Below are 19,276 nucleotides of genomic sequence, written 5' to 3' on the forward strand. Positions count from 1 at the left end.
CCATTCCAACAATCATCGTCTACAGTGCTTTCAATGCCCTCTCCCCATGATTTACGATTAAGCACGGGCCTTAAGAGGTCCTTGCTTCTCTTTCTCCTCCTTGGCTTCGCACTTCCAGCCCAAGCCTGGCGGTCCAGCTTGTACCCGGATAGCTGGACACCCCCCGAGAATGCCTCCTTTGATACCGACCCGTTCATACAGGACTTTTCCTACGCCGGTTACCGGAGCGGGGATGAGAGCATTCCAAACATCACCAGTCCGGTATACAACGTGACGGACCCGGCTTATGGTGCCGACCCGACCGATGCGAACGATGATACGGCGGCGATTCAGGCCGCGATCGATGACGCAGCAGCCGCCGGAGGCGGCGTGATTTATCTGCCGGCGGGGACCTACCGGGTCGATCCCGGCACGAATGACTCCGCACTACGTATTCAGGATTCAAATATCGTGCTCCGTGGCGACGGCGTGGGACAGACCTTCATCCTTAATACGTCCTATGAGATGCGCCGCAAACAAGTGCTGCTGATCAAGCCGCCTTCGACCAGTTTCGGAAACGAAATTGCGATAACGAATGACCTGCTGAATCCGACCCGCCGGATCCCGGTGGCGGACACTTCTGCCTTCAGCGTCGGGGATATTGTACGAATGAGATGGACCTTCACTCAGGCCTGGATCGACGAGCATAACCAAGGCAGCTACTGGGACGCATCAACCGGTGAGACTCCCGCCGACGCCCAGTACCTCAGGGAAGTCCTCGCGGTGGATACCAGTGCCGGCTGGATCGAAGTCGACACCCCCACCCGCTACAGCATGAAAACCCGCGATAATTCCAGAGTACATACGATCGGCGGGATGCTTTCCCATGTGGGACTGGAGGATTTTTCCATCGGCAACCTGCAGCACCCCGGCACCACCTGGAACAACGGTGACTACAACGACCCCACCAAGCCGGCTTATCAAGTCCACGCCAGTTGGCTGATTTCGGCAGAGGACACGTCCGATTCATGGATCACCGGCGTGGAAAGCTATCAGGCGCCCGGCAACACCTATACCTGCCACATGCTCTCAAATGGGTTGCGACTGCTCCGTTGTTTCCGCGTAACGGTGGCGGACTGTGCCATGCGACGCTCTCAATACGGAGGCGGCGGCGGGAACGGCTACATGTACCGCATCCAGCACAGCCATGAGAACCTGATCCGTGATTCCATCGCCGACTTCTCCCGCCACGGCTTCGTCATTTCCCATGGCGGTACGTCCGGGAATGTCTTCCTCCGCTGTGAAGACCGCAATACAGGACGTTCGACCGGTTCGAGCGGTAGTTATTCGACCGGCGGCTCCGGGAGTGACCACCATATGCATTTCAGCCACTCCAACCTTTTCGACCAGTGCCACGTCTATAATAGTTTCTTTACCGCCAGCCACCGCGGTAATTCTGGTACGATCCCTCATGGCCTGAGCTCAGCTCACGGCGTGTATTGGAATACCAGCGGAGAAGGTAATAACAGCACAATTGTTCGAAGCGAACAAGGCCGCTACGGATACATCATTGGAACCAGTGGCAGTCAGAACGGCGCCTCCACCCCGACCGGGGGAAACACCTCGCCCATCGACATTCTGGAAGGGGTCGGCGAAGGCAACAACCTGGAGCCTCAATCCATCTACGCCGATCAAGTGGCCAAACGCGCCCAGGGCCTGCTGCTTGCCATGGAAGCGGATGCCACCGTCGAAATAACTTCGGCCTACCCGCTAAGCCCGACCGTCTACAATTATGAAAGCGGGGAGCCAACCTATAGCTGGTCGCAAGTCAGCGGCCCGAGCACCACATTCGAAGACCCCTTCGCCTTGAGCACCACGGTCGCCCTCCCGAGCGAAGGCACCTACGTCTTGGAACTGACCGCCGACAATGGAACCACATCCGTCTCCGATCAGATCACAATCACCGCCGTGCAGGAGATTATCCCTCCGCTCGAGAACACGGCCTCCCGTGTTGCGGTGGATGAGATACTGGGCCGTTCGCAGGATACGAACTTAAATCCATTGGGCTACTATGTGGATTCATCCAACAAGGTCGTCGGGGGCACCGGAAGCAACGGCAGCCGGACCGACAGCAATGTCGTCTACCGCTACAACCTGCCGACCCTGCCGGCGGGTGAAGTCGTCAGCGGACTATCCATTCAATTCCAAATTAATGCCATCCGGGATCACAGTGGCGACAATTATGAACTGGATGTTTATCTCTTAAATACGGCCGATCCCACAACGACCGGCACGGACCTGTTTTACCATGGCCCCGATGACGCCAGCCATGCTTTCATCGGCAGTCACTATGAATCCTCGCCTCATAACAACTCTTACACCTTGCCTGATCCGGCCAATGTCACGTTGACACTCGACAGCGGCGAAGCCCTCACCTTGTTACAGAGTTACTACAGCGGCAATCGACCCAACCAAACCGAAGCCGCCCTGCGCTTCAACCTCGACCGGGACTACGGCGGCTTAGGTGGCAGCGCCCTCAACCGGTATATTCTGGAAGATTCGGCGTCGGTTTCCGGACTGACGATACGGACCATGCCCGGGACGCTCAGCGATTGGACGGCCGCCTACGACTTGGGCGGATTGACCGCTCCCGAAGATGATCCGGACGCCGACGGCATCCCGAATCGTATCGAAGCCTTTTTCGGCACCGATCCTAGCGCAGCCACTGGCAACGTAGCCGACATAACGACCGATGGCACCGTCTCTACTTTCACGCACCCTAAAAATCTGCGCCCCCCATCCGACCTCAGCGCCACGTATGAATGGTCGCCCAACCTGGAGGATTGGTATCCCGGCTCCGAGGGGCCGAGTGGCGGGGCAACCGTCAGCTTCGACGCCTCGACATCGGTGGAGGGCATAACGACGGTAACCGCCACCGCGAGCGAAGTCTTGCCCCAGCTCTTTATCAGAATTCTGGTCCAGCAGAACACCCTCTGACCGCCCCGGAGAATGTAGCCGGCTTCTAGCTGGATGCGGCATTCAGCAAGCTGAAGCCCTACGCCTGTTCCTCATTCGACTGGCTGGGCCGGAAAGGCGAAGACCGGCCAGCCGTTTTTGTCGGTGAGATTGGGAATGGCGATGTCGAACCAGCCCATGCGGACAAACTCCGGCTCGGAAACGCCCTCGGCCATGACTTCGACATGCTCGCCCTTGATCCGGGCTTCGGCCTCGACAAAGTTTTTCCCGTCCGAGGAAAGTTCGAAATAGCTGGGCGATTTCCCGTCTGTCGTTGTCAGGCCTTCATCCACGTGATCAAAGCGGACCAAGATCTTGTCGCTCTGGCGAATCGCCCGGGAAAAGACCGGCCCTGTGGTAACCACATCCTTCCCGTATTGATGTTTCAAAGCCAGAGCCGCCAAACGCTCGCCCACCGGCTGCTTGGATCTAGGATGGATGCGTTTGACGCTGATGCCAGTATCGTGCAGCGGGATGATTCCCATGCCCGGAATCTCTTCGGCCGCACGATACTGGGCCGCCCACACACTGTCACTAATCAGAGAAGTCTTCTCTTCCTGCTTGTTGAAGGGGGCAATCTGCACCTGATAGAATGGAAGTTCCGGCATCTCAAAAACGCGCGACCAACCGGAGTATAGGGCCTTGAGCGAATCAAAGTAGTTGTCCGCACCACGGTTGGACTCTCCCTGATACCAGATAACGCCCTTGATGGCATAATCCGTCAAAGGCGCCACCCGCTCGTTGTAGATCTTTGAACTTTTCGGGCCCAGCTCGTAAGCCTCAGCTTCGGCCGGGGGGACGAAAGGCTCGATCTTCGAGCCGTTCTGGGCGACCACCACATAAGCGACCGGCACATCCAGAGTTTGCTCCAACTTCAAGGCGAAGAAGAAGGCGACCGCTGAGGTTTGTGTCGCCTGTTCTGAGAGAAGGTACCACTTCCCCCGGATGTAGGCCCGCACACGCTTATTGTCTTTTTGTGCGGCAAAGACTTTCTGCTGATCCCCGCGCGATTGCCGGATCCCGGTGGCCATATTGGATTGCCCGGAGGCCCACCAAACCTCACCGACCAGAACGTCCTGCAGCGCGATACGGTTACTCGCTTCCACAGTCAACTCCCGCGGCTCGGAACTTGCCGCTAGAGGAGCAAGATAAAGCTTCCAGTTTCCATCGTGATCCGCCTTGGCGGAAACCTGCTGGCCGGCAAAGCCCGCCGTAACTCTCTCGCCCGGTTCCGCCGTGCCCCAGATGCAGTTGGGCACCCCCTGCTGCAGGATCATGTGGTCCTGAAAGATCTCCGGCAGCACAACTTCGGCGCGGGCAAGCGGCATCGTGATTAAGAGGATCGAAAATAGGTGCAGAGGAGTCAGGAGTGTTCTCATTGATTATGATTTATTTTAAATATGCGGCGGGCTGAATAAGACTTAGCAATGGTCGACCCAAACGTGTGTGATGTAATTGGTCTTCGGTGGATCATCGGCAATCCACGCTGACAGACAAGGAATTTGACAAAATATCTGCCCCGTTAATACGTCTAAATAATAAGATTAGCCGGCATCATATCAGCAATCATACCGTTTAATATCTGATTCATCCTTGCCAGTCCGATGCGCCGGGCAGTATATGGAATGAAGGTTTTTGTAAAAAACTTCGCCATAACCGACTTGGCAAAATTCAGCCTGTTACTGCACTTTCACCGCTGCGCGCGGTCCAAGCTAACACACTTCCAATATCCCCACCTGAACCATCTCATGAAGACACTATATATCGCCTGCAGTTTAGCAGGCCTACTCGCCCTGACGGCTAACGCCGAAACCAAACTCAAGAAAGAAAAGCTGCAGATCGTCTTTCTCATGGGCCAATCCAACATGGTGGGTCTGGCCGATCCGGAGACGGCGGTTTACCTGACCGAGCCCGCTTATGTGCCGCCTAAAGATTTTGTCACCAAGAAATCGGAGTTCTTCGATTGGCAAAACCTTTACTGGCAGGGTGTGCGTACTTTTAAGGGCCCGCAGAAATACAAGGACGAACTCGATGCACTCGTTGAAGAGCGCCGCATGTCGCGGATGAAGTGGCGGCAGCGGGTCAAGGGACAACATGGCCCCTGGCAGGAGGCCTGGGGTAAAAAACCGGAGGGCAAGGGCCGCGGCGTGATGTATCCCTATCTTGATGCGAAAGCCGCCGAGGAAGGCATCTACGAACGAATGGACGCCATTATCGGACACCCGGACAACGAGTTTACAGTCGAAGCCGCCTATCAGGAGCTGATCGCCCGGGATAAGGTAATTGCCGATGAGATCGAACTTGTGCGCCGAGAATACCTACAGGATGCCGACCATTCGGATTTCCAATCTTTTCAGGATGCCATCAAGGCCGCCAAGATTCCGCGGAATCTGGAAAGCGACGTCGAGCAATGGCGGAGTACCTATGCTCATTTGGCCCGGGAACATGTCAATTTGCCGATCGCCGAGCGCGTCCACATCGTCGCCCATGGTCATGTGGATGGATCGGAAGGTGAGAAGAACCGCTACACCACTCACGGCCCGCTGAGCGTCGGCTTCGGTGGAAGTATCAACAAGATCGGCCCGGAATACGGAATCGGTATCGCACTTGAACGCATGGTGGATGCGCCCATTCTTCTCGTCAAATGCTCCTGGGGGAACACCGCGATCAAGGATGCCTGGCGTCCGCCCACACTGGACGGTGTCGAGACACCGTCCGAGAAAGCAGCCCGCGAGGCCTGGAACAAAAAGATGGCGGCCCGGGCCGAAGCCGAGGGGCGTGAATATACTCCTGTACCGGCGCCGAAAAAAACCGGTGAGCTTTCCTATTGCTGGGGCATGACCCTGCCCCATATCGAAAAGGTGCTGGCCGACCCCGGTAAATACCACCCCGAGTATGATCCTGATCTTGGCTACGAGATCGGCGGCATGGTCTGGTTCCAGGGCTACAGCGATCAAAACAATCCGGCTTACGGGGAACACTTGGTCGAGCTGGTCAATTTCATGCGTGATCAAGTCGATACACCCGACATGCCTTTTGTGGCCGGAACGCTTGGCATGCCTGCTTACAGACATATGGCTCTTGAAGGCAACGTGAACGGCGGCATGATCCAGGCCGCACAGTTCCCCGGGATGCGCGGCACGATGGATGTCGTCAATACCGCCCCCTATTTCCCACTCGAATTGGACATGGCCCACAACGTGCGCACTGGCATGGATAAGGAGGACCCGGAACATGCCAAGGCCATGGACATCCTTAAACGAGCCACCAGCAATAAAGGGTTCCACTACCACGGCAGCGCAAAATGCTTCCTGCTGATGGGCGATGCCATGGGCCGGAGTCTGGCCAATTTGATGGCCGGCGGCGAACCGAAGATCTTCGAACAACTCACCTGCATTTCCTGCGAGTAAGCACAGTAAGTCGACACACCGGCTGAAGCCAACATAACAAGTTCATTTAGATGCAAAACTTAATACAATATTTCTCCCATCCCCTGTTCATTTCGCTGGGTCTTTTACTACCAAGTCTGGCCACAGCCGCCGGCAACAACAACGCGGGGCCCGATCAAGTTTACCAGTTACGACCGGCAGAAGACAAAGAGCGCGCTTTTGGCCACGTTGGAGCGACAGGTATATTTGCACGCATCTATCCCGGCGTGGAAGTCCGGGTCGAATCACTTATTGAAGGCTCGCCCGCCGACGGAAAGTTTGCTGTCGGCGATATCCTGACCGGCGTGAACGGCGTGCAGCTGCAAGGCAAAAATCCTTTCGTGGTTCTCGGGAACGCCCTGACCGAAGCCGAAGCAACGAACGGAAAACTCACCTTCGACGTACGCTCACCCGAGGGAAAAGCCACCCGCAAACAAACGATTACCATTCCGGTTTATGGTCCCTACAGTGAGACCTGGCCTCTCGATTGCGCGAAGTCGGACAAGATCGTCCGTGAGGCTGCCGAGTTTTTCTCGGATCCGAAATGGCTCCAGGATACCGGCATGCCCGGAGCGTTGACGGCTCTCTTCCTTCTCTCCACCGGCGACGATAAATACCTGCCGACAGTCAAAGCCTACTTCGACAACTTCCCCGATAAAGTTGAGCAAATTGGCAAGCACACCTGGAACAACGGGTACAACGGCATCGCCTGTGCCGAATACTACCTACGCACCGGCGATAAGTCCGTCCTGCCGATTATTCAGTATTACGCCGACGATGCCGAGCGCCGCCAGAAGTTCGGTGTGGGCTGGATCCACTGGGGCGATGGTGTCAACCCGCGCTACGTCGCCGGCGGCCTTATGAATCCGGCGGGGGCCCAGGTACTCACCACCCTACTTCTTGCCAAGGAGTGCGGTGTGGATGTGGATGAAGACACCCTGCTCGGCTCGCTGCGTTATTTCTACCGTTTTGCCGGCAAGGGCACCGTACCTTACGGCGACCACCGGGGCGAAGGTGCCCTCGGCTCAAATGGCAAGGACGGTATGATTGCCGCCGCCATGCAGATCGCCTGTGGTTCCAGTGGAGACACCACGATTTATGAAGAAGCCCGCAAGCATTTAGGGCTCTCCATGATGACCAGTTACTCCGGCCTCGTGGTGGGCCATGGTGATAAGGGCCGTGGCGACGCGATCTGGCGAAGTCTTGTGAGCCACTACCTGATGGACCTGCGCCCCGAACAATACCGCACCGCCATGGACCGCCTGAAATGGTGGCATGATTTGAGCCGCCTGCCCAGCGGCGCTCTCGAGTTTGCGACGCTCGAATGGCGCAACGGCGACTTGGGCTCCTCCGGGGCCGGCGTCGGACTCTCTTACACTGCGCCGCGCAAAACCCTCCGCATTACCGGGGCGCCGCGCACGGAACACTCGGTCGATTACAAACTGCCGGAGCAACTCTGGGGGACGGAAGCGGACCTCGCCTTTCACTCCATTGACCACAATCCGAAATACTACAATTACGGCGGCGAAGAACCGACCCATATTCCCTACTGGACTTTCGGCAGTGCCTACTGGACGCCCGAGTGGGACCCTGAGGTGCACACCCGGGAAAAGATGCTGAAGAACGTTTACCACCGCCGCTACATGATTCGGGCACAGGCGGCCAAAGCCATGCTCGTGATGGGGCGCCTCGATGACTTGGAGAATCTGCTCAGTGACCCTGACCCGCGGGTGCGCCGGGCCGGGATCGACGGTCTGATCGACTACCGCTACTGGTTTGCGATGGGCAAGAACCCGGTCAAGCCGGAGCAGTTCACCCCCGGCATGCTCAAGGCCGTACGTCGGATGTTGAGTGACCCCGAAGAATCCTGGTGGGTCGTCGATGGCGCGCTCATGTTGCTCAAGCAAGCATCGGCCGAAGAGATTATTGCCATGCTGCCACTTATCAAACCATGGACCCAGCACAGCGACTGGTGGCTGCGGGAAGATGCCTTTGTCGCCCTTTCCGGGACCGAGAAGGATCCGGAACATTATCAAAAGGTGCTTCCCCTGATGCTCGATATTTTGGCGAATGAATACCACACCATGCCCCGCGGCCGCATGCTTAATCATTTCAATGCCATGCTGAGAAAGCACGGCGAGAAAAGTGACATCGGCTCGACCATCGTTGCTGGCCTGAAGGACTCCGTGCAGGAAAGTGAGATTAAAGACGGGCTACGCGCCCCCGAGGGCGCCTGGAATGTGATGCAGGCCGCCAAGCTCTGCCTGGAGCGTGACCCGTCCACCGCCATGGCTGTCGCTGAAATGATCCGCCAGCGGATGGACTCATTCGATACCGGTAGCTTGATCACACTTGTGGGTACGCCCAACTCCAATGCACGCGTGCCCAAAAACGGACTTTATCCTGCCCTGGAAACCCTTCAAGGCGATCAGCATGACGCATTGGTCGATGCACTCTACGGGACCTACCGCGAGGAATTCATTGCCCGCATCAAGCAGGAGGAACGCCCTTACGATCAGGCTCTGGTCGACACTCTGATCGATCTCACCCAGTTGAAAGAAGATGCTGCCGGCTGGCAGCCGCTGGGCACACTCAAACCGGAAGACCGGATCTGGCGCTTCACCACCTTCGATCCCATGCGTGAAGAAGACGAAATGCACCCGCGCGAACGCAAGCGCTTCCGCCGCGTGCAGATGGCGCAGCAGCTCGATGGCTGGCAGAACGTCGACTTCGATGACCGCGCTTGGCGCACCGGCAGAGGCCCGATCGGCAAGGGCCCCGATGAATTCCGCGGCGTGCAAATCCCGAACGTGACGGATTGGGGCGAAGGCGAGTTCATTATCATGCGCACCACCTTCGAGGTCGAGGATCTGGATTATGATGCCTTCCGGCTCCGCATCCTCGCCCGTCAGGGATATGATGTTTACCTGAACGGCAAGCTAGTCGAAAACTACGTCTGGTGGAAAGATATGCCCGCCTACCGGCGCTTCCCCCTCAGTCCGCAGGAAGCCAAGTTACTAAAGAAAGGGACCAACGTCCTCGCGGCCTACGGGAATATGGAATACCATAAAAAGACCAAGGAGCCCGCCGCACAAATGGACCTCTACGTCGAAGGCCTTCGCCTGTCCGATATCATTGGCGATTAATACCAAGTCTCACCGCTTCAAGAGCATGAGCCCGCTGCTGAGAAAAATAGCCGCAGCGATCAAAGCTTCACCGCCGGACGCACGAAGTATGTCGCTGGAGCTTTGAGTCATGACAATCACCAAGAGAATCACGCCTAATGTGACCAGAATTTGAGAAGGGGTAATTATGTTTTTCAATCTTTTATGGGGGATAGACAGTTTGCGGCGCCGCGCTCATGAATTGACGCAGGCCTGATTGTAACATGACCAGTCGTCACAAGAAAGCGACCAAACAATGTGAGAGACCTTTTCAAAAGAAGGTTTGAACTTATTTCCGTAGCAATGGTGCGCTATCATCGTCGAATATTTCCGTGAACAGGAGATAAAACTGCCCCGCGTCAGTTCGCTTCGCCATGATCCTTGGTTCGCACCGTTATCGCAGGTAATACGAATGCACGTTGTTTTGGCCGAACATGTGTTCGCGGTTGCCAGAGGAGCCGAAGCCCTTTCAATTTCACCTATGTTCAGCGAGCTCGCCCTGACGGACCGTACGGCCTTTGCCGCCGGAGCCGGAATCTACCTTGTCGCCTTCCTTCTCGGGTTGGTGATGTTGCTGCTGCGCAAGCCCTACTCACGGGCCGTCATGTTTGCCTTACTGACCGGGGGCTTTCTTATGCAGACCCTGGGGCTGAACCTGCGTGGTGCCGAGATCAAGGCTTGCCCACTGGGCAACAGCTTCGAAATCGCCCAGTTTATTGCCTGGTCGCTGGTGCTGCTTTTCTTTATTGTCGGACCCGCATTCAAGCTTCGGCTGTTGGGTTTTTTCACCTCGGGATTGGCGGCAGTGATCGCCGGCGGGGCGCTTCTCGTGCCAAACTGGGACCGCCCCTATCCACCCGGAATTTTTGGCGGCAATCCGTGGATTGAGTTGCACGCGGCGCTCGCCATTTTCAGCTACGGCGTCTTCGCTATTCTCGCTCTGGTCTCGGTCATGTTTCTCATCCAGCAGCACGGGCTTAAAAAGAAACAGTTCAAGGGCATCTACCAATACCTGCCCTCGGTCCACCAACTCGATCTCATGGCCAAACGTTTGCTGGTGACCGGTGTTATCGTCCTGACCGCGGCGCTTGTCTTCGGCGCTGTCTTCTGGATCAACAACCTCGACCTGGTGCCCATTTTCAAACTCACGGCGACCTGCCTGATCTGGCTAGGCTACGTCATCGTCGTCGTGCTGCGCATGCAGAAGCGGCTTGTCACGCGGCGTCACGCCATCGCAGCCATCATCCTTTTCCTTCTGGCCATGGCCTCTCTATGGCCGGTGCAGTCAGCTCATAAAGAAGCGCACAGTGCTATCGAGGCACCTGCCTCCGCCACCAAGTAAAGCAGTCTCTGATGGGTGATTCATTAAAGTCATTGTTTGTCTTGGGCAGTTCGCACAACGAAGCGCCCCTTGAGGTGCGCGAACGGCTGGCTCTCAGCGGGGAGAAACTCGCACAGCTTCAGCGTACTTTACTGGAGGACAGCGCCATCCGGGAATGTCTGGTAGTCAATACCTGCAACCGTCTTGAGATCTATGGTCTAGCCAATCCCGGCGAAAAGACGGAAGAAACCGTACGCAATTACCTCTGCCAGGCCCAGGGCGTAAGCCGGGAACTGCTCGACGAACACTCATTCTGGCATACCAACCTTGATGTGCTCCAGCACGCCTTGGAGGTCTCCGCCGGTTTGGACTCTCAAATGGTCGGTGAAACAGAAATCCTCGGACAAATGAAAGAGGCCTACGCACAGGCGAAAGCCGCCAAGGCAACCGGCACCGTGTTGAACCGCCTCTTTGAAAAAAGCTTTCAGGCCGCCAAATCAGCCCGAACTCAAACCGGTATTACCCGCGGCCAGGTCAGTATCGGGAATGTCGCGGTAGATTTGGCCAGCCGTATTTTCGGCAACCTCGATAAAAGCCGTGTGCTGCTGCTGGGTAGCGGTGAGGTCGGCGAAAAGACAGCCCAGGCCCTCAAGAGCCGGGGTGTGGCGGATATTTCCGTCAGCAGCCGGACCTACGAAAACGCCCATCGCCTGGCCCACGAACTCAAGGGCGCGGCGATCGACTTCGACGACTTCATCGAACAACTTTACCATTTCGACATTGTGATTGGTTCCACCGCAGCGCCGGGAACTCTTCTAAGCAAGGAAGTTGTTCGAACCGCCATACGTTCACGCCCGGATCAACCCTTCTTCCTTATCGATCTGGCCATGCCCCGCGATATCGACCCGAAAGTTGAGGATCTGGAGAATGTATACCTCTACAATCTCGACGACCTCTCCAAAATTGCCAACGAAAACCTGGCCGCCCGACAGTCCGAAATTGAGCGCGCCCGGGATATTCTGAAAGGGCACGCCTGGAACCTCTGGCTACAACTGCGCCGGCGTGAATTGATGCGCGGGATCTAAAATATTTGCTCTGACCCACAAGCGATCTCGACATCTCTATTTTGGTTTCCAGTTTCTAGGGACTTAATTTTTATTTGATCATGAAACCAACGACAAAACCCACCCGCCCATTCTTTTCATCCGGCCCTTGCTCGAAGCGCCCCGGCTGGTCGCTCGATGCACTTGACGGAGCACTCGTTGGCCGCTCCCACCGCGCCAAAGCCGCCAAAGCTCGCATCCAGGAGGTCATTGAAAAATCGAAGTCGATTCTTGGCATACCCGAAGGTTACGTTTGCGGAATTGTTCCAGCCTCCGATACCGGCGCGGTGGAAATGGCCATGTGGTCGCTGCTCGGCGCCCGTGGTGTCGATATGCTGGCCTGGGAGTCCTTCGGTTCGGGCTGGGTGACTGATGTCATCAAGCAACTGCAGCTTGAGAATGCCCGGAAACTGCTCGCCGATTACGGACAGCTCCCCGATTTCAGCGAAGTCGATTTCAACAACGACGTGGTCTTTACCTACAACGGCACCACCTCCGGAGTAAAAGTGCCGAATTTGGATTGGATTCCCGACGACCGTGCCGGCCTGACGATTTGCGATGCCACCTCGGCCGTCTTCGCCATGGATATTGACTACAGCAAGCTGGATGTCGTCACCTGGTCCTGGCAAAAGGTCATGGGCGGCGAAGCCGCTCACGGAATGATCGTCCTCAGCCCCCGCGCTATCGAGCGTCTGGAAAGCTACACCCCAGCATGGCCACTGCCCAAAATCTTCCGCATGACCAAAGGCGGCAAACTCATCGATGGAATTTTTGAAGGCGCCACCATCAATACCGTCTCCATGCTTTGCGTGGAAGATGCTCTCGACGGCCTAAAGTGGGCCGAAGGAATCGGCGGCCTACCCGCCCTGCTTGAACGCTCCAACGCCAACCTGAAAGCCATTGCCGATTGGGCGGAAACACGCGACTGGATCGACTTCCTCGCCGAGGACCCGGCCACCCGCTCCAATACGTCCATCTGCCTGAAAATCACGGCCGACTGGTACCAAGCCCTGCCGGAAGAGGAACAGGCCGCTAAAGCCAAACAGATTGTCAGCCTCCTGGATAATGAAGGGGTTGGTTACGACTTCGGCAGCTATCGTGATGCCCCCGCAGGCATTCGCATCTGGGGGGGCGCCACCGTGGAGACAGCCGACATCGAAGCCCTCCTTCCCTGGCTCGATTGGGCCTTCGAAGAGATCAAGTCAACCTAATGGCCAAAGAACAGGATATCAGAGGAGATAAAAAACAACAGCGATTCCGTATCGAAGTCAGTGATCTCGGCGTCGACCCCAAAACCTGTCTTCTGTCTTCTGTCTTCTGTCTTCTGTCTTCTGTCTTCTGAAAGATTCTACTCTTCTGTCGGACCAAAGTGGATGAGAATCTCCTCGGGGGTGCCGTCGGCACCCTCGAACTGGACCTGGACAAGCTCAGCCAACTTGGTTTTTCCATAAAAGATCACTTCGGAGGACTTGAGCGTGGAGGAGGTGCCATAAGTGCCTTCGGAGACTTTTGACATGGCCTTGCCGCTGTAAGTGATGACGCCTTCTTTCAATTTGAATTTGATGGAAAACAAAAGCCCGATCGGGGATTCCTCATAGCGTGTCTCGTCTTTCGAAACTCCGTTGCCCAGATCCACTTTTTCCACCCAGACCGGGTAACGCACCTTTCGGCCGATGTGCATGCTGCCGGTCTCACCGGATTCAAGTTCCACACTTGGATAGACAAACTGCCCGCGAATCGCCGACCCATCGTCGGCGCGTTGCAGGACCTGGGTCGAAACTTTCAGCGCATCGGCTGAAGCAATCACCGGAAGAAGAAAAATGAGAGCGAATAGAGGATGTTTCATAAGGTGGGAACTTGAGGATAATGCGCCGATGCTGCCAGCATCTTTTGACAAAAGCTGGTCCTAACAATACTGGTAGATGGTGAGTGATAAAGATGCACCTGTTCTTTTTTATGACGGTGACTGTGGATTATGCAGCCGCTCGGTCCGTTTTTTGATGCGGCAGGACCGGTCCCGCTTACTTTACTTTGCCCCACTGCAAGGGGAGACGGCCAGTCACAGGCTGGAAACCGACCTGCATCAATCGCTTACCACAGTGGTTTACCAACGTGCTGACGGGGAGACATTCATTCGCTCCGACGCCGTGCTTCGGGCACTTATCGATACTGGCAGTGCCTGGCGTTTTTTCGCGCATCCCGCCTTGCTGATTCCTCGCAGCTGGCGCGACGGTATTTACAACTGGATCGCGGCAAACCGAAGAAAGATTTTGTCAAAGGACAGTTGCCCCTTGCCATCACCGGAGGAAAATCGTCAACTGTTGCCCTGATTCAAAAAAGTACCAGCCGTCTCAAGTTTAATTTATCCGATCACCCCATGAAACGAATCCTTTTATACCTTTCGCTTATTTCCCCTATCCTTTCATCTCATGCACTTGAGACTGAAGGCTTTCAACCGGACGAAAGCTTCGTCTACAAGACGGTCGGGGAAACAAAGCTGAAACTGCACGTATTCTATCCGGAAAACCACAACCCTTCCGGCCAGCGCCCGGCCATCGTTTTCTTTTTTGGCGGCGGATGGGTCTCCGGCTCGCCCAGCCAGTTCTACCCTCACTGTGAATACCTTGCCTCACGAGGCATGGTCGCGATGTCGGCCGAATATCGGGTCAGATCCCGCCACCAGACAACGCCACAGGAATGCGTCAAAGACGGAAAATCCGCGGTGCGCTGGATCAAGCAGCATGCCGACAAGCTTGGTGTCGATCCGGAACGTGTTCTTGCAGGAGGCGGGTCGGCAGGTGGACACGTTGCCGCCGCTACGGGCACGGTTGAAGGCTTTGAAGAAGAAGGAGAAGAGCTGGCCGTCAGTTCACGGCCCGAAGCACTCCTGTTGTTCAATCCGGTCTACGACAACGGCCCGAACGGCTGCGGGCACGAACGGGTCAAAGACTACTGGGAGGCAATTTCCCCGATGCACAATATCAGCGAAGGCACGCCCCCTACTCTGGTCTTTTTTGGAACAAGAGATAAACTCGTCCCCGTAGCCACCGCCAAAGCCTATCAAGAAAGAATGGAAGCGCTCGGACTCCGTAGCGACCTGCACCTCTATCAGGACGAGCCACATGGATTTTTCAACCACGGTAGAAAATACCACGATGATACGATTCAAAAGATGGATCAATTTTTGGTATCGCTTGATTATTTGGAGCCGCAGCCTTATGCGAAATCAAATTAGAATTGATATAATCTATTAGTTTATTTTGTAGCTATGGCAGCATGCCTCGGCGTAATCCGATGAGGACGGGTCCTCTGCCATCCTCATGCATACATATCGGGACAGAGCCAGAGACTGGCTCTGCTACATCAACTCGGTTGAACCATAATTAAATCGAAGCGCTATTATTATGTTTGAGGGAACTAGCAGACACATGAAATGGGCGGTCCTTTGTGTCATCGGAACCTTATCCTCAATCTCGCTGATCTGGGTCCTGCAGCAGTAGCTAAAGCATGTCCCCGCTCTTTCGGCCACGAAAGCTACGGTTAGCATAAAATTGACTCCGGATAGGGCTTCATTTCGTTTTGCGGCAATCCTTCGATGATCCGGCTCGCCATCGAACCGTTGATTTCCAGATGCGGCGCCAAGTCGGCCAGCGGCACGGCCACGAAGTCACGCTCGGCAATACGCGGGTGCGGCAGAGTCAGGCGTTCATTCTCGAAACTCACCCCCTCGTAGAACAGAATATCCAAATCGATTGTGCGCGGGGCCCAACCCTCTTCGGAACGTGTACGGCCCAGTTGCTCTTCGACTTCAAGACAAGTATCCAGAAGCGTAAGTGGTTCGAGTGTGCTACTGACCTCTACCACCGCATTGAGAAAATCGTCCGCATCCTCGCCCATACCCACGGCCCGGTTTTGATAGACCGGGCTGGCACGCAGCACGTGCACCCGATCCCCTAACTCCAGCAGTTCCAGCGCCCGTCGCATTTGCCACATGCGGTCGCCGAGGTTGCTGCCCAGGGCAATGTAGGCTAGCGGCACCGCGTCACCTCCGCGGAGAAATACTCACAAATACAATCCACGGGCACGGCGGGCTTCTTCACAATGACCGACACCTCAACCACTTTCCTGAAACGCTCAAGGATGACGGCGGCAACGGCTTCGGCCGCAGATTCGATCAAGTTGAAGCGCTTCCCGAGAAAGGTCTCCTTCACCGCCTCGTAAACATCCACGTAATTAACGGTGCAGTCGGGAGAATCAGCGGCAAATTTGAGGCCGTCGATCAGGCGAAGTGTCACGTCGACTTTAAAACGCTGGCCCAGCTCCGCTTCCTCTTTGAGGACCCCATGGTGGGCGAAAAAGGCGAGATCCTTGAGTTCAATTTTAGTCTTATTCATGGCGTAAACAATGATCGAGAACATCGGCACATTCGCGGTTTTCGCGAACATCATGGACCCGGATAAAATCAACTCCGGCCTGAATGGCGAGTGCGGTTGTGCCAAGCGTCCCGGACAGCCGGGCCTTGGGATCTTTCAATTGAAGGAGCTTCGCAATCATGGACTTGCGGGAGGCCCCGACCAGTAGTGGATAGCCCATAGACTGTAGCTCGGGCAGGCGGCGCATAATCTCCCAGTTTTCCTCGTAGGACTTGCCAAAGCCCAGCCCCGGATCGAGAGCGATGGCATCCCCGCCCACACCGGCGGCCTTCACCGCTTCGATGGATGTTTTGAGAAAACTTGTGATGGCTTCGATAACATCACCCTGCCCCGCTTCCTCCGCCGGTCGATTATGCATGAGGATACAGGCCGCACCGCACCGCCCGATGACACCCGCCATCTCCGTATCTCGCTGGGCGCCCCAGACGTCGTTAACGATATCGGCCCCGGCGTCGAGCGCCGCGGCCGCGACAGAGGCCTTGGAGGTATCAATGGAAATCAGCGCATCGCACTTGGTCCGGATCGCCTCGATAAAGGGTACGACCCGCTCAATCTCCTGCTCCGCCGGGACGGGCGTATGACCGGGTCGGGTCGATTCGCCTCCGATATCAATGATCGAAGCACCCTCTTCCACCATGCGAAGGAACTGCGCCTCGGCTGCCGCCAAATCGACATAGTCTCCCCCGTCGGAAAACGAATCCGGCGTCAGATTAAGAATGCCGACAAGATGTGTCTTCGACCCCAACGGCAAAGACTGGCGCCGGGTGGTGAACGACTTGCCCATCAAACTGCCTTACTCCGAAAGTGTGCCTTTGGTCGTGGGCACAGCATCGCCCACGCGCGGATCGATCGTCGTTGCCATGTCGAGGGCGCGGGCGAAACTTTTGAAGATCGCCTCGGCTATGTGATGCGGCTCCTCACCGTATTCGAGATTGATGTGCAGGTTGCAGCCGGCCTCGTTGGCAAAGGCCTGGAAGAACTCTTTGACCAGTCCGATACTGAAGTCACGCACCATGGCTTCCTTGTAGTCGACCTTGTAGACAAAGGCCTGGCGATTGGAGAGATCCAGCGCCACGCGGGCCAGCGATTCATCCATCGGCAGCACGAAGAACCCGTAGCGGCGAATGCCACGTTTTTCTCCAAGCGCTTCCTTTAAGACCTGCCCCAGAACAATGCCGGTGTCCTCCACCGTGTGGTGATAGTCCACATCAATATCCCCCACCGCCTTCAACTTAAGGTCGAAGAGTCCGTGGCGGGAAAAGAGCGTGAGCATGTGGTCGAAAAAGGGAATCCCGGTATCGATTTCGGACACGCCGGTGCCGTCGACATTCAGTTCCATTTGGATCTGAGTCTCCTTGGTATTACGGGTCAGTTTTGCTATGCGTTGTTCAGCCATGATTGAATGCCTTCGGTAAATGCCTGCATTTGAGCGTCCGTTCCTATGCTGACGCGGATAAAAGCGCAAGTTAAAGGATGGTTTGGGAAATAGCGTACCAGGATGCGACGTTCCTTGAGGAAGTCGAAAAGCTCACGGGCCACCCGCTCGCCGGATTCGCCGTCTGCATTGGCAGGCTCGGTAAAAAGGAAATTTGTCGCCGAGGGATAAGTAAACCAGCCTAAGGCATCGAGCTGCTCACGGGTCGCTTCACGCGTTGCGATGACTTTTTGCCGCTGGGCTTCGAAGTAGGCCACATCCTCGAAGGCGGCCAAAGCCGCGGCCTGGGCAATCCGGTCGAGATTGTAGGCGTCACGCACCCGATCGAGCATCGCAATAATAGCGTCACTGGCCAGGGCATAGCCCACCCGCATGCCTGCCAGCGAGTAGGACTTCGAGAAGGTGCGCACGACAATCAGATTTTCGTAATCACGGAGTAAGGGAATTGCGGTTTCGCCACCAAAATCGACATAGGCCTCATCCACCACCAGCAGTCCGTCAATCACCTGAAGAACCGCTTCAATCTCGGCGCGGGTGAAGGCGACACCGGTTGGCGCATTCGGATTGGTCAGAAAGAAGACCTTGGCGCCGGTCGCGGCCAGCGCTTCCGTATTCAGCTGCATGGATCGGTCAAAGGGCAAATCGATCAGTTGCTGTCCCGACATGCCGCAGACCACGGGATAAAGCGAATAACTCGGCACGGTATGGCCGGCACCGGGGTCGCTGACGTAACAGCGGGTGATCAAATCGAGCAGGTTGTCCGAACCGTTACCGATAATAACATTCCGGGCGGTCATGCCGTAGCGCTCGCCGATGGCCTGGCGCAACTTGCCGCTGACCGGCTCCGGATAAAGCCGCAACTTCTCCACTTCCACCGACACGGCTGCGGCGACCTTCGGTGAGGGCGGATAGGGATTTTCGTTGGTATTGAGTTTTACCCAGCCTTCGCCCTGCGGCTGCTCGCCCGGCACGTAGGGCTGGAGCTGCTGCACGTGAGGTAATGCATTGTTTAAGGCATCAAAAGATTTTTTCATTTGCAAAAGCTAGAGCGAAGCCAGTTAGAGATTCCAAGACAACAGAATTATCGGGCATCGCCCTACAAACAACCCGAATGGAAGAAGCCTACTTGAGCCGGTCAGCCGAGCCGACAATCGTTCCCGCAAGCAGGTGTGAGGCGCTTATCTGCGGGCAGCGTCGCCAGCGGCGAGGTCGCTGATCGCCCATCTATTGGCGACATCAACGGACGTAAAATCGTCAGATTCGGAATTGTATTCGGCGACGACAGCGACTCCAGCGGTCCCAGACATCTAAAAGAGGCCCGCAAGGATCAGAGCGAGAAAGAATTTTTGTAGGTTTCTTTTCATTCGCTTGCTCTGGTTCAGGTTGTGGTCTCTTCAG

At 56.1% G+C, this 19,276-nt stretch carries 16 protein-coding genes; 8 read left to right on the plus strand and 8 right to left on the minus strand.

The features are described 5' to 3' along the window. Window positions 1-81 precede the first annotated feature (81 nt). A complete protein-coding gene (locus DDZ13_RS05775) occupies window positions 82-2,976 on the plus strand; it encodes a glycosyl hydrolase family 28-related protein (protein ID WP_158279808.1) in 2,895 nt (964 codons plus the stop codon). Window positions 2,977-3,047: 71 nt separating this feature from the next. Here the strand turns inward: DDZ13_RS05775 and DDZ13_RS05780 are convergent, their stop codons facing one another. Beyond that, a complete protein-coding gene (locus tag DDZ13_RS05780; RefSeq protein ID WP_110130485.1) occupies window positions 3,048-4,373 on the minus strand; it encodes a sialate O-acetylesterase in 1,326 nt (441 codons plus the stop codon). Between the two features lie 369 nt (window positions 4,374-4,742). Between DDZ13_RS05780 and DDZ13_RS05785 the strand changes: the two genes are divergently transcribed. Together DDZ13_RS05785 and DDZ13_RS05790 are read left to right on the plus strand one after the other, a co-directional pair. After that, entirely contained in the window at window positions 4,743-6,404 is a 1,662-nt protein-coding gene (locus tag DDZ13_RS05785) for a sialate O-acetylesterase (RefSeq protein ID WP_158279809.1), read from the plus strand. A gap of 50 nt (window positions 6,405-6,454) precedes the next feature. Then, on the plus strand, window positions 6,455-9,568 hold the full coding sequence (locus DDZ13_RS05790) for a DUF6288 domain-containing protein (protein WP_110130487.1): 3,114 nt from the start codon (window positions 6,455-6,457) through the stop codon (window positions 9,566-9,568). Window positions 9,569-9,577: 9 nt separating this feature from the next. On the opposite strand, the gene DDZ13_RS15450 is transcribed toward DDZ13_RS05790, so the two are convergent. Beyond that, entirely contained in the window at window positions 9,578-9,745 is a 168-nt protein-coding gene (locus DDZ13_RS15450; protein WP_158279810.1) for a hypothetical protein, read from the minus strand. Between the two features lie 322 nt (window positions 9,746-10,067). Here DDZ13_RS15450 and DDZ13_RS05795 point away from each other — a divergent pair, with 322 nt between their 5' ends. The 3 genes from DDZ13_RS05795 to DDZ13_RS05805 all read left to right on the plus strand — a co-directional run bounded on the left by DDZ13_RS05795 (window position 10,068) and on the right by DDZ13_RS05805 (window position 13,221). Beyond that, window positions 10,068-10,928 carry a cytochrome C assembly family protein gene (locus DDZ13_RS05795; protein WP_158279811.1) on the plus strand — a complete coding sequence of 287 codons (861 nt, stop codon included), beginning with the start codon at window positions 10,068-10,070 and terminating at the stop codon, window positions 10,926-10,928. Between the two features lie 11 nt (window positions 10,929-10,939). Continuing rightward, a complete protein-coding gene (hemA, locus tag DDZ13_RS05800; RefSeq protein WP_110130489.1) occupies window positions 10,940-11,992 on the plus strand; it encodes a glutamyl-tRNA reductase in 1,053 nt (350 codons plus the stop codon). 80 nt (window positions 11,993-12,072) lie between these two features. After that, complete coding sequence (locus DDZ13_RS05805) at window positions 12,073-13,221, plus strand: phosphoserine transaminase (RefSeq protein WP_199221057.1); 1,149 nt, start codon at window positions 12,073-12,075, stop codon at window positions 13,219-13,221. Window positions 13,222-13,358: 137 nt separating this feature from the next. Here DDZ13_RS05805 and DDZ13_RS05810 read toward each other — a convergent pair whose 3' ends face one another. Beyond that, window positions 13,359-13,856 (minus strand): hypothetical protein, encoded by a 498-nt coding sequence (locus DDZ13_RS05810; RefSeq protein ID WP_110130491.1) that lies wholly within the window; start codon window positions 13,854-13,856, stop codon window positions 13,359-13,361. A 76-nt stretch (window positions 13,857-13,932) separates the two neighbouring features. On the opposite strand from DDZ13_RS05810, the gene DDZ13_RS05815 reads away from it, so the two are divergent. Further along, a complete protein-coding gene (locus DDZ13_RS05815; RefSeq protein ID WP_110130492.1) occupies window positions 13,933-14,340 on the plus strand; it encodes a thiol-disulfide oxidoreductase DCC family protein in 408 nt (135 codons plus the stop codon). Window positions 14,341-14,387: 47 nt separating this feature from the next. Further along, window positions 14,388-15,245: an alpha/beta hydrolase gene (locus DDZ13_RS05820; RefSeq protein ID WP_110130493.1), complete on the plus strand. Its 858-nt coding sequence runs from the start codon at window positions 14,388-14,390 to the stop codon at window positions 15,243-15,245. A gap of 305 nt (window positions 15,246-15,550) precedes the next feature. Here the strand turns inward: DDZ13_RS05820 and folK are convergent, their stop codons facing one another. From folK to hisC, 5 genes are read right to left on the minus strand one after another with little or no spacing between them, the layout of a single operon-like run. Further along, on the minus strand, window positions 15,551-16,048 hold the full coding sequence (gene folK, locus DDZ13_RS05830) for a 2-amino-4-hydroxy-6-hydroxymethyldihydropteridine diphosphokinase (RefSeq protein WP_110130495.1): 498 nt from the start codon (window positions 16,046-16,048) through the stop codon (window positions 15,551-15,553). Further along, complete coding sequence (gene folB, locus DDZ13_RS05835; protein ID WP_158279812.1) at window positions 16,039-16,404, minus strand: dihydroneopterin aldolase; 366 nt, start codon at window positions 16,402-16,404, stop codon at window positions 16,039-16,041. The genes folK and folB overlap by 10 nt, the downstream gene beginning before the upstream one ends. Further along, a complete protein-coding gene (gene folP / locus DDZ13_RS05840) occupies window positions 16,397-17,227 on the minus strand; it encodes a dihydropteroate synthase (RefSeq protein WP_110130497.1) in 831 nt (276 codons plus the stop codon). Before folP ends, folB begins: the two co-directional genes overlap by 8 nt. Before the next feature lie 9 nt (window positions 17,228-17,236). Beyond that, window positions 17,237-17,839, minus strand: coding sequence for an imidazoleglycerol-phosphate dehydratase HisB (gene hisB / locus DDZ13_RS05845; protein ID WP_110130498.1), 603 nt, complete (start codon window positions 17,837-17,839; stop codon window positions 17,237-17,239). After that, window positions 17,821-18,912, minus strand: coding sequence for a histidinol-phosphate transaminase (gene hisC, locus DDZ13_RS05850; protein ID WP_110130499.1), 1,092 nt, complete (start codon window positions 18,910-18,912; stop codon window positions 17,821-17,823). Before hisC ends, hisB begins: the two co-directional genes overlap by 19 nt. Window positions 18,913-19,276: the final 364 nt, after the last annotated feature.

The sequence above is a fragment of the Coraliomargarita sinensis genome (assembly GCF_003185655.1).
In the GTDB taxonomy this organism is placed as follows: domain Bacteria; phylum Verrucomicrobiota; class Verrucomicrobiia; order Opitutales; family Coraliomargaritaceae; genus Coraliomargarita_B; species Coraliomargarita_B sinensis.